Source organism: Pseudoduganella umbonata (genome assembly GCF_014192225.1).
GTDB classification, from domain to species: Bacteria; Pseudomonadota; Gammaproteobacteria; order Burkholderiales; family Burkholderiaceae_D; genus Rugamonas; species Rugamonas umbonata.
The window spans coordinates 227,032-239,790 of sequence record NZ_JACHXS010000002.1; the positions used below are offsets into that span (position 1 = coordinate 227,032).

The 12,759-nt window shown below is 66.8% G+C and carries 10 protein-coding genes; all 10 read left to right on the forward strand.

All coding sequences use genetic code 11. The annotated features are described in order from the left end of the window. Position 1 precedes the first annotated feature (1 nt). Entirely contained in the window at positions 2 to 838 is an 837-nt protein-coding gene (locus FHS02_RS06035; RefSeq protein WP_137314893.1) for an ABC transporter ATP-binding protein, read from the forward strand. Continuing rightward, a complete protein-coding gene (locus FHS02_RS06040; protein ID WP_137314892.1) occupies positions 835 to 1,710 on the forward strand; it encodes an ABC transporter permease in 876 nt (291 codons plus the stop codon). The genes FHS02_RS06035 and FHS02_RS06040 overlap by 4 nt, the downstream gene beginning before the upstream one ends. Positions 1,711 to 1,864: 154 nt before the next feature. Beyond that, entirely contained in the window at positions 1,865 to 2,464 is a 600-nt protein-coding gene (locus FHS02_RS06045) for an ANTAR domain-containing response regulator (RefSeq protein WP_137314891.1), read from the forward strand. A gap of 29 nt (positions 2,465 to 2,493) precedes the next feature. Continuing rightward, positions 2,494 to 3,642 carry a CmpA/NrtA family ABC transporter substrate-binding protein gene (locus tag FHS02_RS06050; protein ID WP_137314890.1) on the forward strand — a complete coding sequence of 383 codons (1,149 nt, stop codon included), beginning with the start codon at positions 2,494 to 2,496 and terminating at the stop codon, positions 3,640 to 3,642. Positions 3,643 to 3,972: 330 nt separating this feature from the next. Then, positions 3,973 to 5,286: an MFS transporter gene (locus tag FHS02_RS06055; RefSeq protein ID WP_137314889.1), complete on the forward strand. Its 1,314-nt coding sequence runs from the start codon at positions 3,973 to 3,975 to the stop codon at positions 5,284 to 5,286. A gap of 47 nt (positions 5,287 to 5,333) precedes the next feature. Next, positions 5,334 to 7,859 (forward strand): nitrite reductase large subunit NirB, encoded by a 2,526-nt coding sequence (gene nirB / locus FHS02_RS06060; RefSeq protein WP_137314888.1) that lies wholly within the window; start codon positions 5,334 to 5,336, stop codon positions 7,857 to 7,859. Positions 7,860 to 7,879: 20 nt separating this feature from the next. Beyond that, complete coding sequence (nirD, locus tag FHS02_RS06065) at positions 7,880 to 8,230, forward strand: nitrite reductase small subunit NirD (protein ID WP_137314887.1); 351 nt, start codon at positions 7,880 to 7,882, stop codon at positions 8,228 to 8,230. A gap of 10 nt (positions 8,231 to 8,240) precedes the next feature. Further along, the gene (locus tag FHS02_RS06070; RefSeq protein ID WP_137314886.1) at positions 8,241 to 9,446 is read left to right on the forward strand and encodes an NAD(P)/FAD-dependent oxidoreductase; all 1,206 of its coding nucleotides are present in this window, start codon (positions 8,241 to 8,243) and stop codon (positions 9,444 to 9,446) included. Positions 9,447 to 9,466: 20 nt separating this feature from the next. After that, entirely contained in the window at positions 9,467 to 12,148 is a 2,682-nt protein-coding gene (locus FHS02_RS06075; protein WP_137314885.1) for a nitrate reductase, read from the forward strand. A gap of 85 nt (positions 12,149 to 12,233) precedes the next feature. Beyond that, positions 12,234 to 12,635: a type II TA system antitoxin MqsA family protein gene (locus tag FHS02_RS06080; protein WP_137314884.1), complete on the forward strand. Its 402-nt coding sequence runs from the start codon at positions 12,234 to 12,236 to the stop codon at positions 12,633 to 12,635. The last annotated feature ends 124 nt before the right edge of the window (positions 12,636 to 12,759 follow it).

Consider the following 12,759-nt stretch of genomic DNA (forward strand, 5'->3'; position numbering starts at 1 on the left):
CATGGCGCCGCTGCAGGTCGTCCGCCCGCCATCGCCCGCCGGGGCACTGTTGAGCGCCCGCGGCGTGACGCTCGAATACCGCAGCGGCGGCAATGCCGTGCGCGCCACGCAGGACGTCGACTTCGACGTCTTCGGCGGCGATCGCTTCGTGCTGCTGGGCCCCTCCGGCTGCGGCAAGTCGTCGCTGCTCAAGGCTGTCGGCGGCTTCATTGCGCCGGCAGCCGGCACGATCACGCTGGGCGGCAAGCCGATCGTGCGACCGGGTCCTGACCGCATCTGCGTGTTCCAGGAATTCGACCAGCTGCCGCCGTGGAAGACGGTGCTGGAAAACGTCACGTTCCCGCTGCTGGCCTCGAAAAGCTGCGGGCGCGCCGAAGCGAAGGAACGGGCGCGGCACTGGATCGCCCGCGTGGGACTGGAACGCTTCGAGAACGCCTATCCGCACACGCTGTCCGGCGGCATGAAGCAGCGCGTGGCGATCGCCCGCGCGCTGGCGATGCAGCCGGCGGTGCTGCTGATGGACGAGCCGTTCGCCGCGCTCGACGCGCTGACACGGCGCACCATGCAGGAAGAACTGACGAAGCTATGGGAGGAGTCGCCGTTTACGCTGCTGTTCGTCACGCACTCGATCGAGGAAGCGCTGGTGGTCGGCAACCGCATCCTGCTGCTGTCGCCCCATCCGGGCCGCGTGCGCGCGGAGCTGAACAGCCACCAGTTCGGCCTGCACAGTGGCGGAAGCGCCGAGTTTCAGCAGGCCGCGCAGCGCATCCACCACCTGCTGTTCGGTGAAGCGCCGGAGGTCCGCCCCGCGGACGAGCAGGAAAGGATCGCCCTGTGAGCGCGCTGGAACCGCCGATCCGCCAGGAATTCCAGTACGACCTGGCGCCCGCCGCGCCGGCATCGCTGCAACGGCGCCTGCCGGCCGCGCAGCGCCTGTGGCAGCAGGGCTGGCTGCGCAAGACGGTGCTGCTGGCCGTGCTGGCGCTGCTGTGGGAGCTGGCCGCGCGCTGGCAGGACAACGACCTGCTGCTGCCGACCTTCCTGCAGACGGCGCGCGCCTTCGCCGATGGCATCGCCAGCGGCGAACTGCTCGAGAAGGTCGAGGTGTCGCTGGCCGTGCTGGTGCAGGGCTATGCCGCCGGCATCGCGCTGGCATTCGTGCTGACGGCGCTGGCCGTCTCCACGCGGCTGGGCCGCGACCTGCTGGAAACGCTGGTCGCCATGTTCAACCCGCTGCCGGCCATCGCCCTGCTGCCGCTGGCCATGCTGTGGCTGGGGCTCGGCAATGCCAGCCTGGTATTTGTCATCGTCCACGCCGTGCTGTGGCCCCTCGCGCTGGGCACCTATGCCGGCTTCCAGTCCGTGCCGGCCACGCTGCGGATGGCGGGCCGCAACTATGGCCTGCGCGGGTTGCCGTTCGTCGTGCAGATCCTGGTGCCCGCCGCGCTGCCGGCCATCGTCTCCGGGCTGAAGATCGGCTGGGCCTTTGCATGGCGCACGCTGATCGCCGCGGAACTGGTGTTCGGCGCCTCGTCCGGCAAGGGCGGCCTGGGCTGGTACATCTTCCAGAACCGTAACGAGCTGTATACCGACAAGGTCTTCGCCGGGCTCGCCGCCGTGATCCTCATCGGACTGGCCGTCGAACACCTGCTGTTTGCCGCGCTGGAGCGCACCACCGTGCAACGCTGGGGCATGCGTTCCAACGGTTGAGCCTGTGTCCCGGTGCCAGGCACGAGGACACGAACTGGAGCGCGCGTTCCAACGGTTGAGCCCGTGTCCCGGTGCCAGGCACGAGGACACGGACTCAGGCATGGCAGGCAGGTTCGTTCACCACTCTGGCACAATTATTGCTCTGCAATAGGGCATGAGCCGCCATCTCCGCATCGTTTTAGTTCACCCTCCGCACGAAAGTGACGCTTCGCTGCGCGCCACTGCGCTGCATGCCGGCCTGATCGAGGCTGGTTACGAGCTGGTGGCGTCGCTGCCGGCCGACTTTCATTTGCCGGAAGAGATCGCCCGCCTGCAGCCGGACATGATCATCGTCGACGCCGAATCGGATGCGCGCGACGTGCTCGAACATATCGTCGTGGCCACCCGCGACGAGCGCCGCCCGATCGTCATGTTTACCGAGGACGACAACCAGTCGTCGATGGATGCGGCGATCGATGCCGGTGTGTCGGCCTATATCGTGGCAGGGCTGAAGCCGGAGCGCATCAAGCCGGTGCTTTCCGTCGCCCTGGCGCGCTTCCGCAAGGAGCAGAAGCTGCTCGACGAACTGCAGGACACCAAGCTCAAGCTGGCCGAGCGCAAGGTGGTCGACCGCGCCAAGGGGCTGCTGATGAGCCGCCATGGCATGACGGAGGACCAAGCCTACCAGCGCCTGCGGACGATGGCGATGAACAAGAAACTGAAGCTGGCCGAGATCGCCCAGCGGATACTGGACGTGGAGGACTTGCTGGGTTGAGCGCACCGCGCAGCCCCGCCGGAGTAGTCATGCAAATCGAAAAGACAACTGTCAACATAGGCTTCAACCCGCTGACCGACTGCGCGTCGGTCGTCATGGCGGCCATGCTGGGCTTCGACGAGAAGCACGGCATCCGCATCGCGCTGTCGCGCGAAACTTCCTGGGCGGGCGTGCGCGACAAGCTGATGACGGGCGAGCTCGATGCCGCCCACGCGCTGTATGGCCTGATCTACGGCACCCAGCTGGGCATCGGCGCCCAGCCGCGCGACATGGCCGTGCTGATGAACCTGAACCGCAACGGGCAATCCATTACGCTGTCGCGCCGGCTGGCCGGGCAGGGCGCCACCGACGGCGCCTCGCTGGCCGCCCTGATGGCGCGCAACGTGGGCGAAAACAGCCGCCAGTACGTGTTCGCCCAGACATTCCCGACCGGGACCCATGCGATGTGGCTGTACTACTGGCTCGCTGCGCACGGCATCCACCCGATGAAGGACGTGCGGGCGATCACCGTGCCGCCGTCGCAGATGGTCTACAACCTCGTCGAGGGCCACATGGACGGCTTCTGCGCCGGCGATCCTTGGGGTCACCAGGCGGTGCTGGACGGCGTCGGCGTCACCGCCACGACCAGCCAGCAGATCTGGCCGGATCATCCGGAAAAGGTGCTCGGCGCATCGCTGGAATTCGTGCGCGCCCACCCGAACACGTGCCGCGCGCTGGTCGCGGCCGTCCTGGAGGCGGGCCGGTGGATCGATGCCAGCGACGAGAACCGCCGTGCCACCGCCGAGATCATCGCCGCCGTGCCTTATATAGATACCGGCAAGGCTGCCATCCTGCCCCGCATGCTGGGCCGCTACGACGACGGCGCCGGCCATGCGTGGCGGGACGAACACCCGATGTGCTTCCACCAGGACGGCCAGGCGAACTACCCGTGGCTGTCGGACGGCATGTGGTTCATGACCCAGTTCCGCCGCTGGGGCCTGCTGAAAACCGACCCCGATTACCTGGCGGTGGCGCAGTCGGTCACCCAGCTGCGGCTGTACCGCGAAGCGGCTGAAATGGCCGGCGTGGCCGTGCCGGAGGGGGTGTTGCGCACGTCGACGCTGGTCGACGGCCACGTCTGGGACGGCACCGATCCCGAGGCCTACGCGGCCTCCTTCCCGGTCCACATGCGAAATTGACATTGCGCTGCACCATAAGCGGGCGGCACTGCACCGCCAGCTTGCATGCCGCCCCGCCTTTTCCCATCCTCGCCCACCCCGCAAACTTCGCGTAGCCCCTGCGCCCCCCTTCGAAGGCCCTGAAAGAAAGCTGGCACGCCTCTTGCAAAGTACAGGGCAAGAGGTCAATGGCGATCTCCTGAACATTGCATAGTCGTCCCAATGGCGGGGCGGCATCAGGACAACGGCGTCCGAGCAGACTTACGAAACATGTTTCTAGAAACACGTTTCCGCAAGAACTGCTCGGGCGCCTTTTTTTTGCTTGTAGCTTCCGATAACAGGGATGAAAAAATGACCAGCAACGTGACCCGCAAAGCTGACAGCATCAAGCTCTTCTCGCTCGCCACGCCGCAGATGCGTGCGTTCCACCTGGCGTGGCTGGCGTTCTTCGCCTGCTTCTTCGCCTGGTTTGCCTGCGCCCCGCTGATGCCCGTGATCAAGGGCGAATTCGGCCTGACGGCCGGGCAGATCGCCAACATCAACATCGCCGCGGTGGCGATCACGATCCTCGTGCGCATGGTCGTCGGCCCCATGTGCGACCGCTACGGCCCGCGCAAGGCGCACACCGCGCTGCTGATCTTCGGCTCCATCCCCGTGTTCGGCGTGGCCGCTTCGCAAAGCTACGAAAGCTTCCTGTTCTTCCGCATGCTGATCGGTGCGATCGGCGCCAGCTTCGTCGTCACGCAGTACCACACGTCGGTGATGTTCGGCCCGCGCGTGGTCGGCACCGCCAACGCCACAACGGCCGGCTGGGGCAATGCGGGCGGCGGCGTCACGCAAGCCACCATGCCGCTGATCATGGCCGCGATCCTGATGCTGGGCGTGTCGGAAACCATGGGCTGGCGCCTGGCGCTGATCGTGCCGGGCGTGCTGATGCTGATCGTCGGCGCGCTGTACTGGAAATTCACGCAGGACTGCCCGCAAGGTAACTACGCCGAGCTGCGCAAGGCCGGCATCGAGATCGAAGGCGGCAAGAAGGGCGGCTGGGACAGCTTCAAGCTGGCCGCCTCCAACTACCGCGTGTGGCTGCTGTTCGTCACCTACGGCGCGTGCTTCGGCGTGGAGCTGTTCATCCACAACGTCGCCGCCGTCTACTACGTCGATCGCTTCGACCTGAGCCTGAAGCAGGCGGGCCTGGCGGCCGGCAGTTTCGGCCTGCTGGCGCTGTTCGCCCGGGCCCTGGGCGGTTACGTGTCCGACAAGATGGCACTGCGCAGCAGCCTGAATGGCCGCGTCACGCTGCTGTTCATCCTGATGGTGGGCGAAGGCGCGGGCCTGATCTGGTTCGCCAAGGCCGATACCGCCACGCTGGCGATCTTCGCGATGCTGTGCTTCGGCATGTGCGTGCACATGGCTTGCGGCGCGACCTACGCGCTGGTGCCGTTCGTCGACAAGCGGGCACTGGGCGGCGTCACCGGCATCATCGGCGCCGGCGGCAATGTCGGCGCGGTCGCCGCCGGTTTCCTGATGAAGGGCGTGGGCAGCACGCAGCAGACGCTGTCGATCCTGGGCTTCCTGGTGCTCATTTCCGCGGTCTGCGCCATCGCGCTGCGGTTCTCGGCCGCCACCAACGAAGAACATGCGCTGGCTCGCGCCGCCGCCTGAATGCATTGCAAGTCTTGAATACTGATTACTGAGTCACGGAGCAGAACATGAAAATCGTCGTCATCGGTCATGGCATGGTTGGCCACAAATTCCTCGAAAGCCTGGCGGACAATCCCGTCGCCGACATGCAGGTCACCGTGCTGTGCGAGGAACCGCGCCCGGCCTATGACCGCGTGCACCTGTCGGAATTCTTCAGCGGCAAGAGCGCGGACGACCTGTCGCTCGTGAAGCCTGGCTTCTTCGACCGTACCGACATGGTGCTGCGCCTGAACGCCCGTGCCGAGTCGATCGACCTGGCGGCGAAAACCGTCACCGCCAGCACCGGCGACGTGCTCCCGTACGACAAGCTGGTCATGGCCACCGGGTCTTACCCATTCGTGCCGCCGATCGACGGCCGCGACCGCAAGGACTGCTTCGTCTACCGCACCATCGAGGACCTGGAAGGCATGGCCGAAGCGGGCGCCCGCCTGAAGACCGGCGTCGTCATCGGCGGCGGCCTGCTGGGCCTGGAATGCGCGAAGGCGCTGCGCGACATGGGCCTGATCACCCACGTGGTCGAATTCGCGCCGCGCCTGATGGCGGTGCAGGTCGATGACGGCGGCGGCCGCATCCTGCGCAACAAGATCGCCGAACTGGGCGTGACGGTCCACACCGGCAAGAACACCACCGCCATCGTCGACGGCGAAGAAGGCGCGCACCGCATGCAGTTCGCCGACGGCACGCACCTCGACGTGGACATGATCGTCTTCAGTGCCGGGATTCGCCCGCGCGACCAGCTGGCGAAGGAAGCCGGCCTGGCCGTCGGCCCGCGCGGCGGCATCACGATCGACAACCAGTGCCGCACCTCCGATCCGCACGTGTTCGCGATCGGCGAATGCGCGCTGTGGAACGGCATGATCTACGGCCTCGTCGCACCGGGCTACGACATGGCGCGCGTGGTGGCGAAGCAGCTGGCCGGCCAGTCGGCCGAGTTCAATGGCGCCGACATGAGCACCAAGCTGAAACTGATGGGCGTGGACGTGGCTTCCATCGGCGACCCGCACGGCAAGGTGGAAGGCGCGCGCAGCTACCAGTTCACCGACGAGCGCAAGCAGGTCTACAAGAAGATCGTCGTGTCCGACTGCGGCAAGTACCTGCTGGGCGGCGTGATGGTCGGCGATGCCGGCGAATACGGCACGCTGCTGCAGATGATGCTGAACCGCATCGAGCTGCCGGAATCGCCGGAATTCCTGATCCTGCCGCAATCGGACGGCAAGGCCAGGCCGGGCCTGGGCGTGGATTCGCTGCCCGATGCCGCGCAGATCTGCTCGTGCAACAACGTGACCAAGGGCGCGATCTGCGCCGCGGTGGCCGACGGCGCCACGTCGATCGGCGCGCTGAAGAGCTGCACCAATGCCGGCACCTCGTGCGGCGGCTGCGTGCCGCTGGTCACGCAGGTGATGAAGGCCGAGATGAAGAAGCAGGGCATGGACGTCAACAACCATGTCTGCGAACACTTCCCGCACTCGCGCCAGGAACTGTTCCACATCATCCGCGCCGGCAACATCAAGACCTTCGACGAACTGCTCGCCCAGCACGGCAAAGGCCTCGGCTGCGACGTTTGCAAGCCGCTGGCCGGCTCGATCCTGGCCACGTGCTGGAACGATTTCGTGCTGAAGAAGGAACACGCCAGCCTGCAGGACACCAACGACTACTACCTGGGCAACATCCAGAAGGACGGCACGTACTCGGTGGTGCCGCGCATGCCGGGTGGCGAAGTGACGCCGGACGGCCTGATCGCCGTCGGCCAGGTCGCCAAGAAATACGGCCTGTACACCAAGATCACCGGCGGCCAGCGCGTCGACCTGTTCGGTGCCCGCGTCGACGAACTGCCGTCGATCTGGGAAGAACTGATCGCCGCCGGCTTCGAGACCGGCCATGCCTACGGCAAGTCGCTGCGCACCGTGAAGTCGTGCGTGGGCTCGACCTGGTGCCGCTACGGCGTGGACGACAGCGTGGGCCTGGCCATCGAGCTGGAGAACCGCTACAAGGGCCTGCGCACGCCGCACAAGATCAAGTTCGGCGTATCCGGCTGCACCCGCGAGTGCGCTGAAGCGCAGGGCAAGGACGTGGGCATCATCGCCACCGAAAAAGGCTGGAACCTGTACGTGTGCGGCAACGGCGGCATGAAGCCGCGCCACGCCGAACTGTTCGCCTCCGACCTCGACAAGGCAACGCTGATCAAGTACATCGACCGCTTCCTGATGTTCTACAGCCGCACCGCCGACCGCCTGCAGCGCACCAGCACGTGGCGCGACAACCTGGAAGGCGGCCTGGAATACCTGCAGGACGTGGTCATCAACGACAAGCTCGACCTGGCCGCCGAACTGGAAGCGGACATGCAGCGCGTGGTCGATACGTATATTTGCGAGTGGAAGGAAGCCGTCAACAACCCGGAAACGCGCGCCCGCTTCCGCCACTTCGTCAACAGCGAGAAGAAGGACGAGAACGTGGTGTTCATCGAAGAGCGCGGCCAGATCCGGCCGGCCACCGTGCAGGAAAAGAAACGCGTCATCCCCATCAAAGCCGCCTGAACAGCTGACTAGGAGCCAACATGAAACGTGAGAACGAAGCCGCCAACTGGACCGCGATCTGCGGCGTGGAAGACATCGTGCCGAACACCGGCGTGTGCGCCCTGCTGAACAACGAGCAGGTTGCCGTGTTCCGCCTGCATGACGGCGTGGATACCCGCGTGTTTGCGATCGGCAACTACGATCCGAACTCGGAAGCCTCGGTACTGTCGCGCGGCCTGGTGGGCAGCCTGGGCGAGCGCCTCGTCGTGGCCTCGCCGATCTACAAGCACCATTTCGACCTGCAGACGGGCGAGTGCCTGGAGGCACCGGAAAACTCGGTGCCCACCTGGCCGGCCCGCATCGAAGCCGGCAAGGTGTGGGTCGGGGCTTGAGGACAACACCATGAAGCCCGCCCTGGTGGTCATCGGCAACGGCATGGCCGGCATGCGCACGGTCGAGGAGCTGCTCGCGCTGGCGCCGGACCTGTACGACATCACCGTGTTCGGCGCCGAACCACACGGCAACTACAACCGCATCCTGCTGTCGCCCGTGCTGGCCGGCGAAAAGTCGGTCGACGACATCATGCTGAACACGCGCGACTGGTACGAGGCGAACGGCATCGCGCTGCACGCCGGCGACCCGGTGGTGCACATCGACCGCCGCCGCCGCATCGTGCGCTCGCAGTCCGGCCATGAAGTGGGCTACGACCGCCTGCTGATTGCCACCGGATCGAAGCCTTTCATCATTCCCGTGCCGGGCCACGAGCTGCCCGGCGTGCTGGCGTTCCGCGATATCGCCGACGTCGAAAGCATGCTGTCGGCGGCGCACGACCACCGCCATGCCGTGGTGATCGGCGGTGGACTGCTGGGGCTGGAGGCCGCCAATGGCCTGCTGAAGCAGGGCATGGAAGTCACGGTAGTGCACGTCACCGATGCGCTGATGAACCAGCAGCTCGACAAGCCGGCCGCGCAACTGCTGCAGCGCGCGCTGGAAGCGCGCGGCCTGAAGTTCATGCTGGAGGCGCAGACCGCCGGGATCGTCGGCCCGGACCGCGTGACGGCCGTGCGCTTCAAGGACGGCACCGAAATACCGGCGGACCTGGTGGTCATGACCGCGGGCGTGCGCCCGAATATCGAACTGGCGAAATCGGCCGGCCTGCATTGCGAGCGCGCGATCGTGGTCGACGACACGCTGCAATCGTACGACCCGCGCGTGTATGCCGTCGGCGAATGCGTGCAGCACCGCCGCGCCACGTTCGGCCTGGTCGCGCCGATCTGGGAACAGGCCAAGGTGTGCGCCGCCCACCTGGCGGGCGCGGGCCACCGCCGCTACGTGCAGCAGGCTTCGCCCACGCGCCTGAAGGTGACCGGCATCGAGCTGTATTCGGTCGGCGACTTCATCGGCGCCGAAGGCAGCGAAGACCTGGTGCTGCGCGATGCGCGCCGCGGTGTCTACAAGCGGCTGGTGCTGGACGGGCCATGCCTGGTCGGCGCCGTGCTGTACGGCGACGTGCAGGACGGGCCGTGGTACTTCGACCTGATCCAGCGCGGCGCGGACATCAGCGCCATGCGCCATCAACTGCTGTTCGGCCCCGCGCTCGCTGCATAAACTCGAGAATTGGAACCATCGTGAACCTGTCCCAGCAACACCTGTCCATCGCCACCACCTGTCCTTACTGCGGCGTCGGCTGCGGCGTCAAGGCCGTGCCGCAGGGGCCGCAGTCCGCCACCGTGTCCGGCGACGTGGATCACCCATCGAATTTCGGCCGGCTATGCGTGAAGGGTGCGGCGCTCGGCGAGACGCTGGGCCTGGAGGGGCGGCTGCTGCATCCGCAGGTGCGCGACGATGGCCAACCAGGCGGCACGCTGCGCCAGGTGTCGTGGGATGAGGCGCTGGACCGCGCCGCCGGCCAATGGCGCGCGATCGTCGACGAGCACGGACCGGATTCGGTGGCGCTGTACGTCTCCGGCCAGTTGCTGACGGAAGATTATTACGTCGCGAACAAGCTGATGAAAGGCTACGTCGGCAGCGCCAACATCGATACCAATTCGCGGCTGTGCATGTCGTCGGCCGTGGCGGGCCACAAGCGGGCCTTCGGCGAAGACCTGGTGCCGGTCAATTACGACGACCTGGAAAACGCCGACATGATCGTGCTGGTCGGTTCGAACCTGGCCTGGTGCCACCCGATCCTGTTCCAGCGCATCATGCGCGCGAAGGAAGCCCGGCCGGACATGAAGCTGGTCGTCATCGACCCGCGCCGCACCGCCACCTGCGAGCTGGCCGACCTGCACCTGCCCGTGAAACCGGGCACCGACGTGTGGCTGTTCAACGGCCTGCTGGCTTACCTGGCGCGCGGCGAAGCGGTCGACGCGGCCTTCATCGCCAACCACACGCGCGGCCTGAACGACGCTTTGGCGTCGGCCGACATCACGCCCGAAGAAGTGGCGAAAGCCTGCCGGCTGCCGGTGGAAGACGTGCTGGCGTTCTACGAATCGTTTGCCGCCACGGCGAAGGTGATCACCGGCTTCTCGATGGGCGTCAACCAGTCGTCCGCCGGCACCGACAAGGTCAACGCGATCATCAACTGCCACCTGGTCACCGGCCGCATCGGCAAGCCGGGCATGGGCCCGTTCTCGATCACCGGCCAGCCGAACGCGATGGGCGGGCGCGAAGTGGGCGGCCTGGCCAACATGCTGGCCGCGCACCTGGATCTCGACAAGCCGGAACACCGCGCAGCCGTGCAGGAATTCTGGCATTCGCCGCGCATCGCCGACAAGCCGGGCCTGAAGGCCGTCGACCTGTTCCAGGCGATCGAGTCCGGCAAGGTCAAGGCCGTGTGGATCATCGCCACCAATCCGATGGTCAGCCTGCCGGATGCCGACCAGGTGCGCCGCGCGCTGTCGAAGGCCGAGCTGGTGATCGCATCGGACGTGGTACGGGATACCGACACCAACGCCTTCGCCCATGTGCTGCTGCCCGCGCTGGCGTGGGCCGAGAAGGATGGCACCGTGACCAACTCCGAGCGCCGCATCTCGCGCCAGCGGGGCTTCCTGCCGGCGCCCGGCGAGGCCAAGGGCGACTGGCAGATCCTGTGCGAATTCGCCCGGCGGCTCGGCTATGACGGCTTCGACTTCCAGCACCAGTCGGAGATCTTTGCCGAGCATGCCCGGTTGTCCGCCTGGCGCAACGCAGCCGATGCGCTGCCCCGCCTGTTCGACATCGGCGCGCTGGCCTCGCTCGACCGTGCCGGCTACGACGGCCTGCAGCCGGTGCAGTGGCCGATCGGGCGCCGCGTGTTCGCCGATCACCGCTTCTCGTTCCCGGACGGGCGCGCGCGCTTCGTGCCGACGGTGCCGCGCCTGCCGGTCAACACCGCCGGCGGCGAGTATCCGCTGGTGCTGAACACGGGCCGCGTGCGCGACCAGTGGCACACGATGACGCGCACCGGCCGCGCACCGAAGCTGGCCGAGCACACGCCGGAATCGTTCGTCGACCTGCACCCCCAGGATGCGCTGCTGTGCGGCGTGCGCGACGGCGAGCTGGCGCGCATCTCGTCGCAATGGGGCAGCATGGTGGCGCGCGTGCGGCACGGCGGCGGCATCGCCCGCGGCAGTGCGTTCGTGCCGATCCACTGGAACGGCCAGAACGCATCCGACGCCCGTGTCGGTGCGGTCGTCAATCCCGTGGTCGATCCCGTCTCCGGCGAACCGGAATTCAAGCACACGCCGGTGATGGTCGAACGCTTCCCCGTGCAGTGGCATGGCTTCGTGCTGTCGCGCACGCCGCTCGACCTGGACAAGGTGGTGTACTGGACCCGTGCGCAGGGCGCCGGTTTCACCCGCTACGAGATGGCCGGCCGCAACCGCATCGGCGATTTCGGCACCTGGGCGCGCGAACTGCTGGGCATTGCCGACGCGGATGCCGACTGGCTCGAGTATGCGGACCGCAGCGCCGGCGTGTACCGCGCCGTGCACATCGTCGACGACCGGATCGCCCAGTGCATCTTCGTGTCGCCGCGGCCCGACCTGCCCGAGCGTGCCTGGCTGGCCGGGCTGTTCTCGACCGAGGCGCTGGCCGATGCCGAGCGCGCCGGCGTGCTGGCCGGGCGTCCGCTGAAGCAGGGCGCCGATACCGGCCCGACCGTGTGCTCGTGCTTCGGCGTGGGCCGCAACACGATCTGCAACGCCATCCGCGACAAGGACCTGAAGACCACGGCCGAGGTCACCGCCTGCGTGAAGGCGGGCGGCAACTGCGGCTCGTGCGTGCCGGAAATCAGGCAATTGCTGGCGCAGATGCGCGTGCCTGCCTGACCTCCCGGGTTCTCCGGTGCCAGCCCTTCGGGGCTGGCGGCGCTAGAATCGCCTGGACTGACAAGCTTTCCAGGAAATCGCCATCATGGAGAAATGCCCCGACTGCGGTGCGCCGGACCCGGTGCACGATACGCACGGCGTGTCCTATACCTACAAGGACCGCCACACCACGATCCCATCGGTCAGTGGCTACCACTGTGTCCAGTGCGGCGGCGTCGCGCTCGATGGCGCGGCGGTCGAGCGCTTCGACGAACTGGTGGCCCGCTTCCACCGCCGCGTCGACGGCGAACTGGCCGATCCAGCGTATATCGCGGCCGTGCGCCGCAGGCTGCGGCTCGATCCGTCCGAAGCGGACGACCTGTTCGGCACCGACACCGGCGCCTTCGCCAGCTATGAAGCGGGCAAGGCTACTCCGCATCCATCCACGATCAAGCTGCTCCAGCTGCTGGAGCGGCATCCCGAATTGCTGGACGAACTGCACGGCTGAGCAGGCTGCCGCCCGTGCGGGCTGCCTGTGATCTGGCGAGGAATCGCCGCAGGTTTGCCCCTGGCATGTCTGGAAGGAGCCTCGATTGTGTACGCGACCGTACAATCGAATATTCCACTTTGTG